Origin of the sequence: Rothia uropygioeca, assembly GCF_004136585.1 — a bacterium.
GTDB lineage: Bacteria > Actinomycetota > Actinomycetes > Actinomycetales > Micrococcaceae > Rothia.
This window is the reverse complement of the sequence record NZ_NOIR01000001.1, coordinates 955,843-975,077: the sequence shown is the minus strand read 5'-3', so window position 1 is coordinate 975,077 and position 19,235 is coordinate 955,843. Positions and strand designations below refer to the sequence as shown.

Below are 19,235 nucleotides of genomic sequence, written 5' to 3'. Positions count from 1 at the left end.
ACCCCAGCCCCCTTAACGCAAAAACCCCCTCCCGCACGAAGCGGGAGGGGGTTTCCGTAGGAGCGGATCGCCCAGCGTGCCTTACTTGGCGCGCTCGACGATGTCCACGATCCGCCAACGCTTGTTGGCTGACATGGGACGGGTCTCCATAATGCGCACGAGGTCGCCAACGCCGGCGGCGTTCTGCTCGTCGTGCACCTTCACTTTGTGGCTACGACGCATAACCTTGCCGTACAGACCGTGGGTCACGTGGTCTTCGACCTCGACGACAACTGTCTTGTCCATCTTGTCGGAGACGACGTAGCCGCGACGGGTCTTGCGGAGATTACGCTCTTCCGTCTTCTGTTCACTCACTTGGCATCACCTTCGGTAGCGCTAGCCGTGTCGGCCTTCTTCGCTGCCTTTGCAGCCTTCTTGTCGGCCTTCTTGTCAGAGGCATCGTCCGAAGACTCGGCCTCGGGTCGGATGCCCAGTTCGCGCTCACGCAACACCGTGTAGATGCGCGCGATATCGCGCTTGACAGCCTTGAAGCGGCCCGCATTCTGGAGCTGCCCGGTGGCCTTCTGGAAACGGAGGTTGAACAGCTCCTCCTTGGACGAACGCAGCTTCTCGGTGAGAGCTCCGTTGTCCAATTCAGCCAGCTGCTCGATGGACTGATCCTTGGATCCTACTGCCATTTCTATTCACCACCTTCGCGACGCACAATGCGTGCCTTCATGGGGAGCTTGTGGATTGCCAGGCGCAAGGCCTCTTTGGCGACTTCATCGCTCACGCCGGCCAGTTCGAATACGACACGACCGGGCTTGACGTTGGCAACCCACCACTCAGGCGAACCCTTACCGGAACCCATGCGGGTTTCGGCAGGCTTCTTGGTCAGCGGGCGGTCCGGGAAGATATTGATCCAGACCTTACCGCCACGCTTGATGTAGCGGGTCATGGCGATACGAGCAGCCTCGATCTGACGGTTAGTCACATACGCGGGTGCCAGCGCCTGAACGCCCCACTCACCGAACGAAACGGTGGTGCCGCCCTTGGCGACGCCGCTGCGCTTCGGGTGGTGCTGCTTGCGGTATTTTACGCGACGGGGAATCAGCATTTATGCCTCACCGTTTTCTGCAGTCTTGGCTTCGTTGGCGGGGGCCTCCGAAGCGCTGTTCTGCTGCTCGTTGCGTCCACCGCGACGACCTGCGCCACCGGCGGTGTTACGACGACGACGTTCACCGCCTCCGCGACGATCGTTACCGCGGCGGTTGCCCTGTGCGGCCTGCTGAGCAGCAAGTTCCTTATCGGTCAGATCACCCTTGTAGATCCACACCTTGACACCGATGCGACCGAAAGTGGTCTTGGCTTCGAAGAAGCCGTAGTCGATGTTTGCGCGGAGGGTGTGCAGGGGCACGCGGCCCTCTCGGTAGAACTCCGAGCGGGACATCTCGGCACCGCCGAGACGACCAGCGCACTGGATACGGATGCCCTTGGCTCCGGCCCGCTGAGCGGACTGGATGGCCTTCTTCATCGCGCGGCGGAAAGCCACACGAGAAGCGAGCTGCTCGGCGACTCCCTGCGCCACCAGCTGAGCGTTGACCTCGGGGTTCGAGACCTCGAGGATGTTCAGCTGGATCTGCTTGCCGGTGAGCTTCTCGAGCTCGCCGCGAATGCGGTCGGCTTCGGCGCCACGACGGCCGATCACAATGCCCGGGCGCGCAGTGTGGATATCCACACGGACGCGATCACGGGTGCGTTCGATCTCGACGTTGGCGATGCCTGCGCGCTCCATGCCGTTCGACATGAGCTCACGGATCTTCACGTCCTCGCGGATGAAGTCCTTGTAGCGCTGGCCTTCCTTGTTGGAGTCAGCGAACCAGTGCGACTTGTGGTCCGTAGTGATCCCCAGTCGGAATCCGTGCGGGTTAATTTTCTGTCCCACTTAGCGGTCCTCCTCATTATCCGGGGTAGCGAGAACCACGGTGATGTGGCTGGTTCGCTTGTTGATGCGGTATGCACGACCCTGAGCTCGCGGTTGGAACCGCTTCATGGTCGGGCCCTCGTCGACGAACGCTTCACTGATGAAGAGTTCTTCTTCCTTGAAAGCGACGCTATCGCGATCAGCGAGCTGGCGGGCGTTGGCCACTGCCGACTCGACGATCTTGAATACCGGTTCCGAAGCACCCTGCGGGGCAAACTTCAGAATCGCCAGTGCCTCATTCGCCTGCTTGCCACGAATCAGGTTGACGACGCGCCGGGCCTTCATAGGCGTCACGCGAACGTAGCGCGCAGATGCCTTGGCTTCCATTGCCTATCTCTCTTTCGTCTATTGCCGAAGAGTTACACGCTGCTAAATCGGTCCGAACCGATTTAGCGACGCTTACCCTTGCGGTCGTCCTTCACATGGCCGCGGAAAGTCCGCGTGGGAGCGAATTCGCCGAGCTTGTGCCCGACCATCGACTCGGTGATGAACACGGGTACGTGCTTGCGTCCGTCGTGCACGGCGATCGTGTGCCCGAGCATGTCGGGGACGATCATCGAGCGGCGGGACCACGTCTTGATGACGTTCTTGGAACCCTTATCGTTCTGAGCGGCAACCTTCAGGAAGAGGTGCTGGTCAACGAAAGGGCCCTTCTTCAAACTACGAGGCATGTTTCAGGCTCCTTAGCGCTTGTTCTTGCCAGTACGACGACGACGCACAATGAGTTTGTCGCTTTCCTTATTGGGGCGACGGGTGCGTCCCTCGGGCTTGCCGTTCGGGTTGACGGGGTGACGACCACCGGATGTCTTGCCCTCGCCACCACCGTGGGGGTGATCGACGGGGTTCATGACGACACCGCGAACGGTCGGGCGGATGCCCTTCCAGCGGTTACGGCCGGCCTTGCCCCAGCTGATGTTGGTCTGCTCGGCATTGCCGACCTGACCGACGGTTGCGCGGCAGCGGACGTCGACGTTGCGGATTTCGCCGGAAGGCAGACGGAGCTGACCGTACTTGCCTTCCTTCGCGACCAGCTGGACCGAAGCACCGGCTGAACGAGCCAGCTTGGCACCGCCGCCGGGGCGGAGCTCAACGGCGTGGATCACGGTACCAACAGGGATGTTGCGCAGCGGCAGGTTGTTGCCGGGCTTGATGTCCGCGTTGGGGCCGGACTCGACGACGTCGCCCTGCTTCAGGCGGTTCGGCGCGATGATGTAACGCTTGGCGCCATCGACATAGTGCAGCAGCGCGATGCGCGCCGTGCGGTTGGGATCGTACTCGATGTGTGCGACGCGAGCATCGACACCGTCCTTGTCGTGACGGCGGAAATCGATCAAACGGTAGGCCCGCTTGTGTCCACCGCCCTTGTGACGGGTCGTGATGCGACCGCTGTTGTTTCGTCCGCCGTTCTTGGACAACGGACGCAGCAACGACTTCTCGGGAGTCGATCGCGTGATTTCTGCGAAGTCGGCAACGCTCGAGCCACGGCGGCCCGGCGTTGTCGGCTTGTATTTACGGATAGCCATAATTTAGTTCCTCGTTAAAGTGGTCTCCGCGGGCGCTAGGCCTGCGGACCGCCGAAGATATCGATGGTGCCTTCGCTCAGGGTCACAATCGCACGCTTGGTGCTCTTGCGGGCTCCCCAGCCGAAGCGCGTGCGCTTCCGCTTGCCGGCACGGTTGATGGTGTTGACGTTGGAAACCTTGACGCCGAAGATACGCTGAACGGCATCCTTGATTTCCGACTTGTTCGAGCGAGTGTCGACCTCGAAGGTGTACTTGCCCTCGTCGATCAGCCCGTAGCTCTTCTCCGAGACGACAGGCGCAATGATGACGTCACGGGGATCCTTGATGGTGGCGCTCACTTGGCGTCCTCCTGGTTCTTTCCAGCCTTGCTGGCGATTGCCACAAACACGTCGTAGGCATCCTTCGTGAAGACCACGTCGTCGGCGCGCAACACGTCGTACGTGTTGAGCTGGTCCGCGTACAGGACGTGGGCGAACTCGAGGTTGCGAACGGAAAGGGCGACGTTATCTTCCTTGCGGTCGATAACAACCAGCACGTTCTTGCGAGAGGTCAAGTCCCTCAGGGCGGCCTTGGCTGCCTTGGTGGAGATCTCAGTGACGAGCGAATTGACCACATGAATGCGGCCGTGGTTCGCACGGTCGGAGAGGGCACTGCGCAGAGCTGCGGCCTTCATCTTCTTGGGCGTGCGCTGCGAGTAGTTGCGCGGCACAGGTCCGTGCACGACGCCGCCGCCGGTGTGCTGAGGCATACGGACCGAACCCTGACGGGCGCGGCCGGTACCCTTCTGCTTGAACGGCTTGCGTCCTGAACCGGAGACCTCGCCGCGGTTCTTCGCCTTGTGGGTGCCCTGGCGGGCAGCGGCCAACTGCGCGATGACGACCTGGTGCATCAGAGCCTCATTGGGCTCGACGCCGAAGACATCGGCCGGCAGATCAACCTTTACGGTTTCAGTAGCCATTGGAGTTAGGCTCCCTTCACAGCGGTGCGAACCAGAACGACGCCGCCCTTGGGACCAGGAATGGCACCCTTGATCAGCAGAACATTGTTCTCGGTGTCGACACCCTGAATCGTGAGGTTCTGGGTGGTGTGGCGGTTGTTGCCCATACGTCCAGCCATACGCATTCCCTTGAATACGCGGGCGGGGTAGGACGCGCCGCCGATGGAACCCGGCTTGCGGTGGTTCTTGTGCTGGCCGTGCGAAGCACCGACGCCCTTGAAGCCGTGACGCTTCATAACACCTGCAAAGCCCTTGCCCTTGGTCTTGCCCACGACGTCGACGCGCTGGCCGGCTTCGAAGAGCTCGACGGACAGTTCCTGACCGAGGGAGTACTCGGAGGCGTCCGCGGTGCGAACCTCGACGAGGTGGCGGCGCGGAGTGGTCCCGGCCTTCTCGAAGTGTCCGACGAGGGGTTTGGTTACCTTGCGGGGGTCAATCGCACCGAAACCGATCTGAATGGCGTTGTAACCATCGGTGTCCTGACCGCGCAGCTGGGTGACAACATTGGAATCGGCCTTGACGACGGTGACCGGCACAAACTTGCCGTTCTCGTCCCAGACCTGGGTCATGCCAAGCTTGGTGCCCAGCAGGCCCTTCACCTGGCGCTCGAATTTGGTAGTCATTGGGATGCGATCCTCTTTACAGCTTGATTTCGATGTTCACGTCTGCCGGCAGGTCCAAGCGCATGAGCGAGTCAACAGCCTTGGGCGTGGGGTCGACGATGTCGATCAGCCGCTTGTGCGTACGCATCTCGAAGTGCTCGCGGCTGTCCTTGTACTTGTGCGGCGAGCGGATTACGCAGTACACGTTCTTCTCGGTGGGCAGCGGCACGGGGCCAACAACCGTCGCACCAGCGCGCGTCACCGTCTCAACAATCTTCCGAGCCGAAGAGTCGATGACCTCGTGGTCATACGACTTCAGCCGGATGCGGATTTTCTGTCCCGCCATCTGTCGGACTCTCTTTCTTCAAGTACTTCCCTGTGTAGGGACCTCGAGGGCCCCTCTGTATGGCGTCTTCTGGCAGCAACCGCTCGTATTCCGGACGATGGACACCGTCCAGATTCCGTGCGGATTCCTGGCGCCGCCTCACACGAACTGAATCCGGCATTCCCGGGTTCCTCAATTCGTTGAAGCACCGACCCCCGAACTCGGGCGTGTCGCGAAGTGTTCGCACACGTCAATCCAGAGTCGTTCGGACCGGGTCATTTTGGGCTTGGACGGACCTGCTCCGTATCCCTGGGATTCGGGCAGGTCAACGCCAACAAGCGCTTGAACAACGTTGTCTATCCTGCCAGAGGCTCTCAAGGACGCGCAAGCCCGGATTCTCGAAGTGGCCAAAGACACTCTCCACAGCGATGGTCCGGGGCCGACCATATCGATCGGTCCCGGACCATCAAGGAGATCATGACAGCCAACGGTCCAAGGTGTCAGAAGACGCTCGTGAACGGTACGTGCCCAATCCTGAGACTGTTGTCGTCGTAGTCCCCATCTCGCTCATCTTCCACCCAGGCCGCCACCAGCACATTGAAGGCTACATGCACGAAGGGTGGGTTGACGAAGTACCGCAACGGAATCTCTAGACTCTGCCCTGGTCCGAGCTGGCCAGCGCACTTGTACGTGAACCTGGCGCCGGGTCCAGATGCCGCTCCCCTCCCGTCTTCGGACCAGAGAACAGCCGGGTTGGTCGTAACTGCCTTGAGCCTATTCGCACCCCAGGGCGAGTAGTCCGAAATATAGTCGCGGATGGTGATCTCGACGGTGCCGCTAGGATTCACGGCAGTCACACGTCCGACATTCGTGATCCGAATCCGAGGAGGTAGAGATCCCCGTCCCGCGATACGGTCACCCGTTGATTTTCTGTATACGGGAATCTCTTGCTTCGGCTCCCATTTCTCTAGATCGTACGGTGGGTCGATGACGTCGATGGCCAGATCGGTCTTCCAACTGCTGGCCATCGCAGGCACGGCGCTCGTCGCCGCGATGACGGGCACGGCCCAGGCGGTCGTCATGAGGGTCCGGCGCTTGAGACGTGTATGGCGATGTTCTGCCATGGTGTCCACCTCTGCTAGAACCGTTGCGCCGAGACCAACCGGTCCATATTGCGTTCTGCGAGGGCCGTGATGGTCACGAACGGGTTGACGCCGATCTTGGCCGGAATGAGGGAACCGTCCATGACGAAAAGCCCCGGGACACCTTTGACCTCCCCCTGGAGATCGGTGACCTCCCCCAGCACCGCCCCGCCCAACGGGTGATACGTGAAGTAGTCGGAGTATGTCTTGTTCTGTTCGAAGAGATCGGCTCGGGGCCCGGTACCCGGGTTGGCGAGATTGATGCGGTTGAACAGCTTGCGCGCCGCTCGCACGGACGGTTCGGAATGCCCCGGACCCCAATCGAGCTCCATCTTGCGGCTTCCACGGTTCCATGTGAAGGTGCCCGTGTTCGGATTGTTGGTGATTGCGAGGTACACCCCGGTCCTGAGATCGATTCCCGCCGGGAACGGTGCGATTTCGGCGAACACCGAATCCACGGAATCATCCCAGTTGGACAACCCCATCACGGGAATCGTCGACTGACGCGCACCGGACCATGTCCTGAGTCTGCGGGCGTGCATTGTATTGCCGTTCGGCCCCCATCCCCGCCCCAGGGACTCCGACATGCCTGTGATAGCGCCCTCGGCCTGCGCGGAGAGAAGCAGCCTGGTCGTACCGACGGAACCCGCCGCCAAAACCACGCGGTCGTAATCCCTCGTACGCTCTTCGATGAGGTTTCCGTTGAAGTCGATGGTCTTAGTTCGGAGCTGGAAGGTTCCGTCCGCCTTGCGCTCAATGGACTGCACCTCCGTCATCGGGATGAGATTAACCCGCCCCGTGGACAAAGCCTCCTTGAGTAGCGTCTTGGGCAAGGAATTCTTGCCGTGGTCGTTGCCGAAGATCACCTGCTTGTCCAAAGCAGACCGTGGCACCTGGCCATAGACTTCCTTCCGCATGTAGTCGAAGTCGTAGACATTGGGGACCATAACGTGGTCGATGCCGGCCTTTTTGGCCTGCGCCGCACTGACCCTGGCGAACTGGTACCACGGAGTGTTCATAACCAGGTCCATCGCGGGATCGTGCACCCTCAGGTCGCTGTTCGCACGGGGGAAGTACACGTTGTACATTTCGTCCGCGTCCACTTGGGGCAGAACCATTTTCGAAGAAGGAACGGCGCGGTGTCACGGCCATGCCCCCGTTGACCAGCGACCCGCCTCCAACGCCTCGACCGACGTAGACCTTCATGTTGGCGAAGTACTCGATGTCCAAGGCTCCGGCACCCGGGTCGATGCGCCGATTGACCAAGTCCATGCCACCGAGATAGCTGAAGGGCATGTCTGTACGGGCTTTGAACCACATGGAACGTGAGGAGGGTGCAGTCATCGTGGTGAAGACCCGCCCATTGATCGGCTTCATCTTCTCCCAGTCGGTTCCCATTTCGATCAGGTCGACCTGCCTGCCCATCGAAGCCAGCTTGCGCGCGGCGACCGCTCCCCCATATCCGGAGCCGATGATCGCGATTCGCGTGGATCCCTCGGTTGCAACCGCCGGCTGTGCGGCTCCGGCAACGGCGGGAGCAGCGGCGGCGGCAACCGCCGTTGCTTTCAAAAGTGTTCTGCGAGTTATGTTGAACGACATAGTTCCACCCTTAGAAGTGCGAGTAATAGGTGAATCTCGTAAGTAACGAGCCGCTCTCATTTTATACTTTTCTTGAAATCTTCACTTCAGGTCTTCTTTTTCAGAATCCTGGCAGGGCGGGCCTACAACGCCCGCGAGGAGGCCAATTTCCCTCCCGTGGCTAACGCTTCGACGCAGAATCTGACCAGTTTCGTGGACACGAATTTCATCATTTCCCGAGGTGACCGAGACAATACATCGGAGAGCAAAAGAAAAGGGCCCCGGCAAAAGCCGGGGCCCTTTCTAGGACGGTCATCGCAATATCACGCGCTGGCCGCCGGGATCACAAAGAAATGTTACTTGGTGATCTTGGTAACGCGACCCGAACCAACGGTGCGGCCACCCTCACGGATAGCGAAGCCGAGGCCCTCTTCCATAGCGATGGGCTGGATCAGCTCAACGGTCATCTCGGTGTTGTCGCCGGGCATAACCATCTCGGTGCCCTCGGGCAGAGTGATGACGCCGGTAACGTCCGTGGTGCGGAAGTAGAACTGCGGGCGGTAGTTCGAGTAGAACGGGTTGTGACGGCCGCCCTCATCCTTGGAAAGGATGTAGACGTTCGCCTCGAAGTTGGTGTGCGGGGTGATCGAACCCGGAGCAGCAACAACCTGGCCACGCTCGACATCGTCACGCTTGAGACCACGCAGGAGCAGGCCGCAGTTCTCGCCGGCCCATGCCTCGTCGAGCTGCTTGTGGAACATCTCGATACCGGTAACGGTGGTCTTCTGGATCGGGCGGATGCCGACGATCTCGACGTCCGAGTTGAGACCCAAGGTACCGCGCTCGGCGCGGCCGGTCACAACGGTGCCGCGACCGGTGATCGTGAAGACGTCCTCGATCGGCATGAGGAACGGCTTGTCCTTGTCGCGAACCGGGTCCGGAATGAAGTCGTCAACGGCCTCCATGAGGTCCTCAACCGACTTGACCCACTTCTCGTCGCCTTCGAGGGCCTTGAGAGCGGACACGCGAACGACGGGAGCGTTGTCCCCGTCGAATTCCTGCGAAGACAGCAGCTCGCGGACCTCCATCTCGACGAGGTCGAGAAGTTCCTCGTCCTCCACCATGTCGGCCTTGTTCAAGGCGACGAGGAGGGAGGGGACGCCAACCTGACGGGCGAGCAGAACGTGCTCGCGAGTCTGGGCCATGGGGCCATCAGTAGCGGCGACCACGAGGATAGCGCCGTCCATCTGGGCAGCACCGGTGATCATGTTCTTGACGTAGTCAGCGTGACCGGGGGCGTCAACGTGAGCGTAGTGACGCTTGTCGGTCTGGTACTCAATGTGAGCAATGTTGATGGTAATGCCGCGCTGCCGCTCCTCAGGAGCGGAGTCGATCATACCGAAGTCCTGCTTCTCATTCAGGTCCGGGAACTTGTTTGCGAGAACCTCGGAAATTGCAGCAGTCAGCGTGGTCTTACCGTGGTCAACGTGACCGATGGTACCAATGTTGACGTGCGGCTTGGAGCGCTCGAACTTTGCCTTAGCCACTATGTTCCTCCTAGAACGTTTGATGGAAACTTGCGCTGGCTTTCTGCGCAGTCCGTGGTTGAAGACGGATTCCTGATCAACAATAACGGAAAATTCATCCCGTATGAAAACCAGCGCAAGCTTCCGAGGCTTTGTTTATTTGGGTTGGGAAGGCGGCCCGGAAGAGCCGCCGTGCGGAGAATTACTCCCCGCGGCTCTTCTGGATGATCTCCTCGGCAACTGCCTTCGGGACCTCTGAGTAGCTGTCGAAAGCCATCGAGTACACCGCACGGCCCTGCGTCTTGGAACGCAGGTCGCCGATGTAGCCGAACATTTCGGACAGCGGCACCAGGGCTGATACCAGCTTGACGCCGGCAACATCTTCCATGGATTGGATGTGGCCACGGCGCGAATTCAGGTCACCGATGACATCGCCCATGTACTCCTCGGGAGTACGAACTTCGACGGCCATCAGCGGCTCGAGCAGCACCGGGTTGGCGCGACGTGCGCCTTCCTTGAATACCATCGAACCGGCGATCTTGAAGGCCATCTCGGATGAGTCGACGTCGTGGTAGGCGCCGTCAACCAGGGTGGCCTTCACGCCAACCACGGGGTATCCCGCGAGGATGCCGAGCTGCATCGCACCTTGGATGCCGGCATCCACCGAAGGGATGTATTCACGGGGCACGCGGCCACCGGTGATCTTGTCCTCGAACTCGTAGAGCTCTTCGGAGTCAAGAGCGATCGGCTCGAAGTTGACCTGCACCTTCGCAAACTGACCGGAACCACCGGTCTGTTTCTTGTGGGTGTAGTCGACCTTCTCGACGGCCTTCTTGATCGTCTCGCGGTACGCAACCTGCGGCTTGCCGACGTTGGCTTCCACGCGGAACTCGCGCTTCATGCGGTCCACCAGGACGTCCAGGTGGAGCTCGCCCATACCACCGATTTCGGTCTGGCCGGTCTCGTCGTTGAGGTTGACCGTGAAGGTCGGGTCCTCAGCGGAGAGCTTCTGGATAGCGGTCGAGAGCTTCTCCTGGTCACCCTTGGTCTTGGGCTCGATGGCCACGTAGATCACGGGCTTGGGGAAGGTCATCGACTCGAGGACGATCGGATTGGCCTGATCGCACAGCGTATCGCCGGTCGTGGTCTCCTTGAGACCGATCGCGGCGTAGATGTGGCCGGCCTGGATCTCCTCGACCGGATTCTCCTTGTTGGAGTGCATCTGGAAGAGCTTGCCGATGCGCTCACGGCGACCCTTGGTCGAGTTGAGAACCTGCTGACCCGAGCTCGCGATACCGGAGTAGACGCGAATGTAGGTGAGCTGTCCGTAGAACGGGTGAGCAGCGACCTTGAAAGCGAGGGCCGAGAACGGCTCGTCCTTGGCAGGACGGCGAGTCAGCTCGACCTCTTCGTCCTTCGGATCGTGACCGATCATCGGGGGCACGTTCAGCGGGGACGGGAGGTAGTCGATGACCGCATCGAGCATCGGCTGCACGCCGCGGTTCTTGAACGCCGAGCCACAGAAGACCGGGTAGGCCTCGTTTTTGACGGTCAGCTCGCGGATGCCGGCCTTGAGCTCGTCGATCGTCAGCTCTTCGCCCTCGAGGTACTTCTCCATGAGCTCTTCAGACGTCTCCGCGACCTGCTCGACGAGCTGGTTGCGGTACTGCTCAGCACGCTCCTGAAGATCCTCGGGGATCTCGCGGGTTTCGTACGAAGCACCCAACGTCACGTCGCCCTTGGAGTCGCCAGGCCAGACGTAGGCCTTCATCTCGAGCAGATCGATGACGCCGATGAAGTCGTTCTCGGCACCGATCGGCAACTGCATCACGATCGGGGTAGCACCGAGGCGCTTCACGATGGTGTCGACCGTGAAGTAGAAGTCGGCACCCAGCTTGTCCATCTTGTTGACGAAGCAAACACGGGGAACCTCGTACTTGTCAGCCTGACGCCACACGGTCTCTGACTGGGGTTCAACGCCCTCCTTGCCGTCGAAGACGGCAACGGCGCCATCGAGCACGCGCAGGGAACGCTCCACCTCAACGGTGAAGTCGACGTGGCCCGGCGTGTCGATGATGTTGATCTGGTTATTCTTCCAGAAGCACGTGGTAGCCGCGGAGGTGATAGTGATTCCGCGTTCCTGTTCCTGGGCCATCCAGTCCATCGTGGATGCACCGTCGTGGGTCTCACCGATCTTGTGATTAATACCGGTGTAGTACAGGATGCGTTCGGTAGTGGTGGTCTTACCGGCATCGATGTGAGCCATGATGCCGATGTTGCGGACCTTGTTCAGGTCGGTAAGCACGTCAAGTGCCACGATGTTTCCCTTTCAGGTGGATCAACCGGATGGCCCACCCGCACGGAGCGGGCCAGCAGGAAGAAATTACCAGCGATAGTGAGCGAAGGCCTTGTTGGACTCGGCCATCTTGTGGGTATCTTCGCGACGCTTCACAGCGGCACCGAGACCATTGGAAGCATCCAAGATCTCGTTCATCAGGCGCTCGGTCATGGTCTTTTCGCGGCGGAGCTTGGAGAAGCCAACCAGCCAGCGAAGAGCCAGCGCGGTCGCGCGGCCCGAACGGACCTCGACCGGGACCTGGTAGGTCGCGCCGCCGACGCGGCGGGAGCGAACCTCGAGCGAAGGCTTGATGTTGTCCATCGCCTTCTTGAGGGTCGTCACAGCATCGGTATCGGTCTTCTGAGCCACGCCTTCGAGCGCGCCGTAGACGATGCGCTCTGCGGTGGACTTCTTGCCGTCCTGCAGGACCTTGTTGATCAACTGCGTCACGAGCGGGGAACCGTAAACCGGATCGACCACGAGCGGACGCTTGGGAGCGGGACCCTTACGAGGCATTACTTCTTCTCCTTCTTTGCGCCGTAGCGGGAACGAGCCTGGCCACGGTTCTTGACGCCCTGAGTATCCAGTGCGCCACGAACGATCTTGTAGCGAACACCGGGGAGGTCCTTCACACGACCGCCGCGAACGAGCACGATGGAGTGCTCCTGGAGGTTGTGTCCCTCGCCCGGGATGTAAGCCGTAACCTCGACGCCGCCGTTGAGCTTGACGCGGGCGACCTTACGCAGAGCGGAGTTCGGCTTCTTGGGGGTAGTCGTGTAAACACGGGTGCAAACGCCGCGCTTCATGGGGCTGCCCTTGAGTGCGGGCGCCTTGGTCTTCACGACCTTGGGAGTCCGGCCCTTGCGGACCAGCTGCTGAATTGTAGGCACTTTTGAGTTCTCCGTTTGATCTTGGCTTCCCCGGAAGGAAAGCCTTGAAATGTATGCCTCGTGCGGAGTGGCCGCGCTGAGAGCACTGATAAACCGGTCTAGCGTTTCTTGGAAAATGGGCACAATTAACCGATGGCATTTTGACACAAAAAAATAAAAAAGTGTGTCAGAGGACCGTATCCATACCTGCCATTGATTCCGAAGCCCATCCCGGTCGCATACTGTGAGAAGGCTTCCGAGCTCGCAACGTAGAAGAATCCTAAAAAACCGACGTCGCACCGCTCAGACACACTACACACAGCACACTCGCACTGAGACTGAGTACTTCGTGGTTAACAGTACCCCAGGATCAGCGTCTTGGCGAATGGATGTGGCGGACGTGACCCTTCTCAGCTCCACTCAGGAAGGGAAGCTGAGCCCGGCTCCGGAACGATAGGCGTGACCGATCCTGAGCGAGGTCTCCCGCAAGCGAGGCAGGATCTTCTCCTGAAGTCTCTCGGCGCGCGCATTGTCGGTTCCGACGCGCATCGAGACGTTGACCGCAGCCACGTGCCGGCCTTTTGCATCGAGCACAGGAGCGGCCACCGAACGAAGTCCGAGTTCCAATTCCTGGTCGACGATTTCCCATCCCCGCTTCTGTACACGCAGGATGCGCGCGCGCAGTTCATCCACATCCGTCACGGTGTATTCCGTAAATTCTTCGGGCCCCTGCCGATCGAGATACTCCTCAAGCTGCTTCTCCCCCAGCCCGGCCAGAAGCACACGTCCCATTGAGGTCGCGTGCGCGGGGAAGCTGGTCCCCACACTGATGGCGACGTGCATGATCCGACGGGCGTGGACCCTGGCGACGTATATGATGTCGTCACCTTCCAGAACCGACATCGACGTGGACTCCCCCACCCGGCCGGACAGCTCTCGCAGATGCGGGTATGCGAGATCCGGCAGTGACAGGCTGGAGAGGTAGGAATAGCCGATGCCCAGAACGGTCGGGCTCAACCGAAATTCTTTCCCGTCCGTGTGTACGTAGCCGAGTTCCACCAGGGTGTGGAGGAAACGCCGGGCCGTGGCGCGAGTCAGCCCCGTCTTCTGCGCAACTTCGGACAGGGACATGCTCGCGTGATCGGCGTCGAAGGCTCGCAGGACCGATATTCCGCGTGCCAAGGACTGCACGTATGCATCGCTCATGGCCGCGCCGAACCCGTGGGTTCCGATGCACCGGGTTTTTCGTCGCGGTCCGAGAGGGGACCGTGCAATTCAAGGTCGAGCTCTTCGGCGAGCTCCTCGGCATCAATCCCGAACGTCTCGCGAACATGGACTCTCCCTCGGTCCAACTCGAAGATCGCTACATCGGTGTACGCGCGCGAAACGCAACCGACCCCAGTCAGCGGGAACGTGCACTCCCGGACCAACTTGGCAGAACCGTCCTTGGACCGCAGATTCATCATCACGAAAGTCTGTTTGGCCCCGATCGCCAGGTCCATCGCACCGCCCACGGCCGGAATCGAACCGGGCGCGCCCGTAGACCAATTCGCCAGGTCCCCGTTCTCGGCCACCTGAAAGGCCCCAAGGACACAAATGTCCAGATGTCCTCCACGCATCATCGCGAAGGAATCCGCATGGTGAAAATAGGACGTGCCCGGTGTTTCCTTGACCGGGATCTTGCCGGCATTGATCAGGTCTGGGTCGATGTCCTCGCCGTGTGCCTCAGGTCCCATGCCCAACATCCCGTTCTCGGTATGCAAGGTCACGCCGTTCTCCGGATCGAGGTAGTCCGCGACTTTGGTCGGCTGTCCGATTCCGAGGTTGACGAACGCTCCCGCGGGGATGTCCTGAGCTACCTTGCGGGCCATTTCCTCCCGGGTCAGGGGCTTCTCGGTGATTCGAGGGGTCTGGTGGAGTGAGCTCATGAGCCTGCGCCTTTCGTTGTGACGTCTGCGATCTTCACGACCGTGTCCACGTAGATTCCGGGGGTCACTACGGCTTCCGGATCAATGCTTCCGGTCTCGACCTTCCGAGCGACCTGGACGATGGAATGGTTCGACGCGGCAGCCATAATCGGCCCGAAGTTTCTCGCGGTCTTCCGGTAGGTGAGATTCCCGACGCCGTCGCTTTCCTCGGCCTTCGTCAAAGCGAAATCCGCCCGCAAAGGGTATTCCAGAACGTAGTGGACACCGTCGATCTCGCGCGTTTCCTTGCCTTCGGCCAATTCGGTTCCGTAGCCGGTGGGAGTGAAGAATGCTCCGATTCCGGCGCCGGCGGCACGGATCCGTTCGGCGAGGTTCCCCTGGGGCACGACCTCGAGCTCTATTTCGCCGGAACGGTATTTTTCGTCAAAGTGCCACGAATCCGTCTGTCGCGGAAAGGAACAAATGATCTTTTTGACTCTCCCCAGCTCTATGAGCCGGGCAAGACCAACGTCACCGTTGCCCGCGTTGTTGTTCACGACCGTCAGACCGGCCGCACCGTTGTCGATCAGGGCATCGATCAGCTCAACGGGTTGACCCGCGACCCCGAAGCCACCGATCATAATCGTCGAGCCGTCCGAAATGTGGCTCACGGCCTCTGCAGCTGTGTTCACGAATTGCGTCATCGACTCTTACCTTCCCTCGTCGTTCTCCAGCACCACGGCCAGTCCTTGCCCGACGCCAATGCAGATCGCCGCGACTCCCCAACGGGTTCCGGATTTCCTCATCGAGCGCGCCAACGTGCCGAGGATCCTGGTACCGGAGGCGCCCAGCGGATGGCCGATCGCTATGGCTCCACCGTGCGCGTTGACGATGCTCGGATCAATTCCCCACGCGTTAACGCACGCCAGGGACTGGGCGGCGAAAGCCTCGTTGAGCTCGACGGCTCCCACATGAGACCAGCCGATACCGGCTCGCTCGAGGGCCCGGTTAGCCGCTTCGACCGGGGCATAACCGAAGTATTGGGGCTCATTGGCCGCCGATGCCCGGCCCGCTATGCGCGCGAGCGGATCGAGACCGATCAGATCGGACGCCTTTTCGCTGCCCAGGAGGGCGGCCGACGCCCCGTCGTTAAGCGGTGAGGCGTTACCGGCCGTGACTCGACCATTGTCCTTTCGGAACACGGTGCGCAGAGACGAAAGCGTCTCGGCTGTACTGTCTGGGCGCAATGATTCATCCCGCGTCAAGTCGGTGCCGGGCACCTGCTCGACCAGGTCATCGTAGAAACCTGACGCCCACGCCTCCGCCGTCAGCCGGTGCGAACGCGCGCTGAATTCGTCCATCTCTTCGCGTTCCACGCCGTACTTCTCGGCCAACCGCTCGGTCGCTTCACCGAGTGAGACCGTCCACTCGTCTTTCATCTGGGGATTGACCAAACGCCATCCGAGGGTTGTGGAAGCCAAATTCAGATCACCGGCGGGAAATGGTTTGCTCGTCTTCGGCAGGACCCAGGGGGCGCGGGACATGGATTCCACGCCGCCGGTGACCACGACGTCGGCCTCGCCCACGTTGATGGCACGGCTAGCTTGCATTGCGGCGTCCAGGGAAGAACCACAGAGTCTGTTGATTGTCGTGCCCGGCAAGGACTCGGGCAGTCCCGCCAGAAGGGTTGCCATCCGAGCGACGTTCCGGTTCTCCTCCCCCGCCCCGTTCGCGTTGCCCAGATAGACCTCATCGACTGACTGTCCGTCAAGCCCCGGGGCTCGCTCGACGAGTCGGCGAACCACGAATGCAGCCAGATCATCGGGACGGACGCCGGACAGTCCTCCGCCGTACTTTCCAAAAGGGGTGCGAACCGCGTCGTAGACATACGCAGAGTGCAAGTCGTTCATTGGGGTCCTTCCAGGTGTTCGTGAGCGTGGTATGTGGGTCTTAGAGGTCGCCGAGCCCGTCCAGGACTTCGTGAGCCCTGGCGAACGCCGTGTTGGCTGCGGGGACACCGCAATAGATGGCCGATTGCAGGATGACCTCCTGGATTTCTGCGACGGCGACGCCGTTACGACGCGCGGCCCTGACGTGCATCTCGAATTCAGACCAGTGGCCCAGAGCGATCATGGCCGTCAGTGTGATCGCACTGCGCGTTTTCCGGTCGAGACCCGGCCTGGTCCAGATCTCGCCCCACGCATATCGGGAAATGAGATCTTGAAAAGGAGCCGTGAAGGCGGTCGTCCGTGTCTCGGCCCGGCTCACGTGCTCATCGGACAAGACTTCCCGCCGCACCTTCATCCCTGCGGCCTTCACGTCCGCGCGGCTCATGGTCTGGTCCGGCAGGATCGGCGACGAATCCTCGGCACTTCGGGTGGAGTCCTCCGCAGACCCCGGTGACTGTGAGCGGAAGAAGTCGACAATCTCGTTCGCGGCACGCTCAGGCTGCTCGGCAGGCAAGAGGTGTGCGGCCTCGTCGAAGACCACGGCCTTCGAGTCCTGGACCGCGTCGGCGATTTGTCGGAGGCTCTCGGGAGGCGTGGCGACGTCGTGCGACCCCGCCAAAGTCAGAACCGGAACCCGGACGTCGCCGAGGCGCTCCCGTACATCGAATCGGGCCAGAGCCCGGCACACGAGACCGTAATTGTGTCGGTCGGCCTCTTGGAGGCTGTGCAGGAGTTCGGTGCCGACCACGTGCTCTTCACCCAGGAATCCGGGTGCGAACCATTTCTTGGCCGATCCGATCACTTGGGTGGGGGTACCCGAGGTCTCGACGAGCTGCGCGCGCTCGATCCAACCGGATGGATCACCGATTTTGGCCCCCGTGCAGATCGCGGCGATCGCCTTCAGCTCATCGGGGTGGGCCAGTGCCAGGGCAAGTCCGACTGCGCCGCCGACCGAAACCCCGGCGTAGAAATACGCTTCGGTCGGGGTACCGCGTTCCTCCTGGACACGGCGAGCAAGCACGTGCACGCTCTCGGCCAGCTCTTCGACGCTGAACTCCTCCTCGACGACACCGCCCCGGCCATGACCGGGCAGCTCCCACCCGACGAGATCGTATCCCTCCCTCAGGTGCTCAGCGGCAGGCGCCCACAAAGGCGTCACGGAAGTCCCGAGCGAGGGCCCGAGGACCAGCAGCGGCTTGGCGCGTCGTATCTGTTCATCCTGACGCGTTCCCTCGAGGTTCTCGCCAAGGGCCACTGGGGTAAGTTCCGGGATGCTCATTGGTTCTCCTTTGCGTGCTTCCATCGACGTGCGGCGGTGCGAGCTTGGTCGGCGCTGTTGCCGATATTCCGCTTTTCCGGTGCGTCGCTCCCGTCCAGGCACAGATTGGCGTTCATGGCATCGGCGTGAACCTCGAGGTCGGACACCAGATCGGACAACATCGTGCTCGCCACGATCCCGTGCTGGGCGACCGACCGAACAGGTTCCCACTCCAGGTGCCACGCGAGTTCGGATCTTTCCTCGACGGCGAGGGCCTCGGATTCCAACAGCGCGCCCATGGATCGGGCAGCCACGACCGCCGAGCGTCGGATGAGGATCGACATGCTCGGATTCCGTTTGTGGGGCATCGACGACGATCCACCGCGTCCAGCCGCGATGGGTTCCGCGAGTTCGGCGATCTCGTCCCTGGACGAGATCACGATGTCGCCTGCAATCTTGCCGCAGGCCGTTGCCGCTTGCGCCAGAGGTTGCACCGCATCGATCATCGGGCGACGACGCGTATGCCAAACCTGCTCGACCGCGGGGCCGTTCAAGCCAAGTCGTTGCGCCCACATCAGCCCGAGGCGGTCTGGAGCGGGCATGTTCAAGGATTCGTCATCGTGAAGGTTCATCAGGTCGAGAACCGCCGCGTTCGTTCCAGCGGCGCCACCCCCGGAGACCGGAAGCCATAGAAGTCCAGGATCCGTCGCCCATACCGCGGCCGCGACAGCGTCCAGCCATCGGCCCACCCTGGCACCGAAAGTCGTGGGCAAGGCATGCTGACCCAACGTCCTGGCCGCCATCGGCGTCTCGGCGTGCATTTCGGCCATCGCGGACAGATCGTCCGCGGCCTGGCACAGTGCCGCATGGGTTTTTCCCAACGAGTCCCTGATCACAAGCATCAGGGCCGTGTCCAGGACGTCCTGGCTCGTGAGCCCCCGGTGCACCAGAGCTGTGCCTGAGTCGTCCCCGTTCGGCGAAGCCTCTGCGACCTTGGACTTCAGCGCTTTGACCAGGCCGATCACGGGGTTGCCGCCGCCCTCGGAGCCTTCGGCGATCTCCGGCAAGTCATCGTGTAGGCAGGATTCGATCACCGAAGCGATCCGCACGGCGCTCGGGGCATCCGCGAAACCCGCGTCGGCCTGCGCAAGAACCCAGGCGGATTCCGTGCGGACCAGAGCGTGAAGGATAGCGGCATCCCCCACCACGGACTCGGCACGGTGACCTCCGGGGACCAAAAGATCCGTGAAAGACATGC

The 19,235-nt window shown here is 61.2% G+C and carries 23 protein-coding genes and 1 pseudogene; all 24 read right to left on the bottom strand.

Features of this window, described 5'->3' with window-relative positions:
- Positions 1–81: 81 nt before the first annotated feature.
- Complete coding sequence (gene rpsQ, locus EWR20_RS04355) at positions 82–354, bottom strand: 30S ribosomal protein S17 (protein WP_129359331.1); 273 nt, start codon at positions 352–354, stop codon at positions 82–84.
- A complete protein-coding gene (rpmC, locus tag EWR20_RS04350; RefSeq protein WP_129359329.1) occupies positions 351–677 on the bottom strand; it encodes a 50S ribosomal protein L29 in 327 nt (108 codons plus the stop codon). The genes rpsQ and rpmC overlap by 4 nt, the downstream gene beginning before the upstream one ends.
- Before the next feature lie 2 nt (positions 678–679).
- A complete protein-coding gene (gene rplP, locus EWR20_RS04345; protein WP_129359327.1) occupies positions 680–1,096 on the bottom strand; it encodes a 50S ribosomal protein L16 in 417 nt (138 codons plus the stop codon).
- Positions 1,097–1,924 carry a 30S ribosomal protein S3 gene (rpsC, locus tag EWR20_RS04340; RefSeq protein ID WP_129359325.1) on the bottom strand — a complete coding sequence of 276 codons (828 nt, stop codon included), beginning with the start codon at positions 1,922–1,924 and terminating at the stop codon, positions 1,097–1,099. It abuts the gene before it with no gap.
- Positions 1,925–2,290, bottom strand: a complete 366-nt coding sequence (gene rplV, locus EWR20_RS04335) for a 50S ribosomal protein L22 (RefSeq protein WP_129359323.1) — start codon at positions 2,288–2,290, stop codon at positions 1,925–1,927.
- A gap of 62 nt (positions 2,291–2,352) precedes the next feature.
- Positions 2,353–2,634 carry a 30S ribosomal protein S19 gene (gene rpsS, locus EWR20_RS04330; RefSeq protein ID WP_030015038.1) on the bottom strand — a complete coding sequence of 94 codons (282 nt, stop codon included), beginning with the start codon at positions 2,632–2,634 and terminating at the stop codon, positions 2,353–2,355.
- Between the two features lie 12 nt (positions 2,635–2,646).
- Complete coding sequence (gene rplB / locus EWR20_RS04325) at positions 2,647–3,486, bottom strand: 50S ribosomal protein L2 (RefSeq protein WP_129359321.1); 840 nt, start codon at positions 3,484–3,486, stop codon at positions 2,647–2,649.
- Between the two features lie 35 nt (positions 3,487–3,521).
- Positions 3,522–3,824: a 50S ribosomal protein L23 gene (gene rplW / locus EWR20_RS04320; RefSeq protein WP_129359319.1), complete on the bottom strand. Its 303-nt coding sequence runs from the start codon at positions 3,822–3,824 to the stop codon at positions 3,522–3,524.
- Entirely contained in the window at positions 3,821–4,444 is a 624-nt protein-coding gene (gene rplD / locus EWR20_RS04315) for a 50S ribosomal protein L4 (protein WP_129359317.1), read from the bottom strand. Before rplD ends, rplW begins: the two co-directional genes overlap by 4 nt.
- Before the next feature lie 5 nt (positions 4,445–4,449).
- On the bottom strand, positions 4,450–5,106 hold the full coding sequence (gene rplC, locus EWR20_RS04310) for a 50S ribosomal protein L3 (RefSeq protein WP_129359315.1): 657 nt from the start codon (positions 5,104–5,106) through the stop codon (positions 4,450–4,452).
- Between the two features lie 16 nt (positions 5,107–5,122).
- Complete coding sequence (rpsJ, locus tag EWR20_RS04305; RefSeq protein ID WP_030015043.1) at positions 5,123–5,431, bottom strand: 30S ribosomal protein S10; 309 nt, start codon at positions 5,429–5,431, stop codon at positions 5,123–5,125.
- A 479-nt stretch (positions 5,432–5,910) separates the two neighbouring features.
- Positions 5,911–6,534, bottom strand: a complete 624-nt coding sequence (locus EWR20_RS04300) for a hypothetical protein (protein ID WP_129359312.1) — start codon at positions 6,532–6,534, stop codon at positions 5,911–5,913.
- A 14-nt stretch (positions 6,535–6,548) separates the two neighbouring features.
- Positions 6,549–7,670, bottom strand: a complete 1,122-nt coding sequence (locus EWR20_RS13045) for a GMC oxidoreductase (protein ID WP_202864768.1) — start codon at positions 7,668–7,670, stop codon at positions 6,549–6,551.
- A 310-nt stretch (positions 7,671–7,980) separates the two neighbouring features.
- Positions 7,981–8,151 (bottom strand): annotated as a pseudogene (locus EWR20_RS13120) (twin-arginine translocation signal domain-containing protein); the annotation flags it as partial.
- Between the two features lie 335 nt (positions 8,152–8,486).
- Complete coding sequence (tuf, locus tag EWR20_RS04290; RefSeq protein ID WP_129359310.1) at positions 8,487–9,677, bottom strand: elongation factor Tu; 1,191 nt, start codon at positions 9,675–9,677, stop codon at positions 8,487–8,489.
- Positions 9,678–9,858: 181 nt separating this feature from the next.
- On the bottom strand, positions 9,859–11,973 hold the full coding sequence (gene fusA, locus EWR20_RS04285; protein ID WP_129359308.1) for an elongation factor G: 2,115 nt from the start codon (positions 11,971–11,973) through the stop codon (positions 9,859–9,861).
- A 66-nt stretch (positions 11,974–12,039) separates the two neighbouring features.
- Positions 12,040–12,510, bottom strand: a complete 471-nt coding sequence (rpsG, locus tag EWR20_RS04280; protein WP_129359306.1) for a 30S ribosomal protein S7 — start codon at positions 12,508–12,510, stop codon at positions 12,040–12,042.
- On the bottom strand, positions 12,510–12,884 hold the full coding sequence (gene rpsL / locus EWR20_RS04275; RefSeq protein WP_129359304.1) for a 30S ribosomal protein S12: 375 nt from the start codon (positions 12,882–12,884) through the stop codon (positions 12,510–12,512). Before rpsL ends, rpsG begins: the two co-directional genes overlap by 1 nt.
- Before the next feature lie 399 nt (positions 12,885–13,283).
- Positions 13,284–14,069: an IclR family transcriptional regulator domain-containing protein gene (locus EWR20_RS04270; protein ID WP_129359302.1), complete on the bottom strand. Its 786-nt coding sequence runs from the start codon at positions 14,067–14,069 to the stop codon at positions 13,284–13,286.
- The gene (locus EWR20_RS04265; RefSeq protein WP_129359300.1) at positions 14,066–14,791 is read right to left on the bottom strand and encodes a 3-oxoacid CoA-transferase subunit B; all 726 of its coding nucleotides are present in this window, start codon (positions 14,789–14,791) and stop codon (positions 14,066–14,068) included. The genes EWR20_RS04270 and EWR20_RS04265 overlap by 4 nt, the downstream gene beginning before the upstream one ends.
- Positions 14,788–15,474 carry a 3-oxoacid CoA-transferase subunit A gene (locus EWR20_RS04260; RefSeq protein WP_129359298.1) on the bottom strand — a complete coding sequence of 229 codons (687 nt, stop codon included), beginning with the start codon at positions 15,472–15,474 and terminating at the stop codon, positions 14,788–14,790. Before EWR20_RS04260 ends, EWR20_RS04265 begins: the two co-directional genes overlap by 4 nt.
- A 6-nt stretch (positions 15,475–15,480) precedes the next feature.
- The gene (locus EWR20_RS04255; RefSeq protein WP_129359439.1) at positions 15,481–16,671 is read right to left on the bottom strand and encodes a thiolase family protein; all 1,191 of its coding nucleotides are present in this window, start codon (positions 16,669–16,671) and stop codon (positions 15,481–15,483) included.
- A gap of 49 nt (positions 16,672–16,720) precedes the next feature.
- Positions 16,721–17,998 carry a bifunctional 3-oxoadipate enol-lactonase/4-carboxymuconolactone decarboxylase PcaDC gene (gene pcaDC, locus EWR20_RS13115; RefSeq protein WP_129359296.1) on the bottom strand — a complete coding sequence of 426 codons (1,278 nt, stop codon included), beginning with the start codon at positions 17,996–17,998 and terminating at the stop codon, positions 16,721–16,723.
- Positions 17,995–19,233: a lyase family protein gene (locus EWR20_RS04245; protein ID WP_129359294.1), complete on the bottom strand. Its 1,239-nt coding sequence runs from the start codon at positions 19,231–19,233 to the stop codon at positions 17,995–17,997. Before EWR20_RS04245 ends, pcaDC begins: the two co-directional genes overlap by 4 nt.
- Positions 19,234–19,235 lie beyond the last annotated feature (2 nt).

Excerpts from the sequence above, each read along its gene's own strand:
- rplB (WP_129359321.1), bottom strand. The coding sequence starts at position 3,486 with ATGGCTATCCGTAAATACAAGCCGACAACGCCGGGCCGCCGTGGCTCG.
- rpsG (WP_129359306.1), bottom strand. The coding sequence starts at position 12,510 with ATGCCTCGTAAGGGTCCCGCTCCCAAGCGTCCGCTCGTGGTCGATCCG.
- EWR20_RS04300 (WP_129359312.1), bottom strand. The coding sequence starts at position 6,534 with ATGGCAGAACATCGCCATACACGTCTCAAGCGCCGGACCCTCATGACG.
- EWR20_RS04265 (WP_129359300.1), bottom strand. The coding sequence starts at position 14,791 with ATGAGCTCACTCCACCAGACCCCTCGAATCACCGAGAAGCCCCTGACC.
- rplP (WP_129359327.1), bottom strand. The coding sequence starts at position 1,096 with ATGCTGATTCCCCGTCGCGTAAAATACCGCAAGCAGCACCACCCGAAG.
- EWR20_RS04245 (WP_129359294.1), bottom strand. The coding sequence starts at position 19,233 with ATGTCTTTCACGGATCTTTTGGTCCCCGGAGGTCACCGTGCCGAGTCC.
- rplC (WP_129359315.1), bottom strand. The coding sequence starts at position 5,106 with ATGACTACCAAATTCGAGCGCCAGGTGAAGGGCCTGCTGGGCACCAAG.
- rplV (WP_129359323.1), bottom strand. The coding sequence starts at position 2,290 with ATGGAAGCCAAGGCATCTGCGCGCTACGTTCGCGTGACGCCTATGAAG.
- EWR20_RS04270 (WP_129359302.1), bottom strand. The coding sequence starts at position 14,069 with ATGAGCGATGCATACGTGCAGTCCTTGGCACGCGGAATATCGGTCCTG.
- EWR20_RS04260 (WP_129359298.1), bottom strand. The coding sequence starts at position 15,474 with ATGACGCAATTCGTGAACACAGCTGCAGAGGCCGTGAGCCACATTTCG.
- rpsJ (WP_030015043.1), bottom strand. The coding sequence starts at position 5,431 with ATGGCGGGACAGAAAATCCGCATCCGGCTGAAGTCGTATGACCACGAG.
- pcaDC (WP_129359296.1), bottom strand. The coding sequence starts at position 17,998 with ATGAGCATCCCGGAACTTACCCCAGTGGCCCTTGGCGAGAACCTCGAG.
- rplD (WP_129359317.1), bottom strand. The coding sequence starts at position 4,444 with ATGGCTACTGAAACCGTAAAGGTTGATCTGCCGGCCGATGTCTTCGGC.
- EWR20_RS13045 (WP_202864768.1), bottom strand. The coding sequence starts at position 7,670 with ATGGTTCTGCCCCAAGTGGACGCGGACGAAATGTACAACGTGTACTTC.
- rpmC (WP_129359329.1), bottom strand. The coding sequence starts at position 677 with ATGGCAGTAGGATCCAAGGATCAGTCCATCGAGCAGCTGGCTGAATTG.
- rpsS (WP_030015038.1), bottom strand. The coding sequence starts at position 2,634 with ATGCCTCGTAGTTTGAAGAAGGGCCCTTTCGTTGACCAGCACCTCTTC.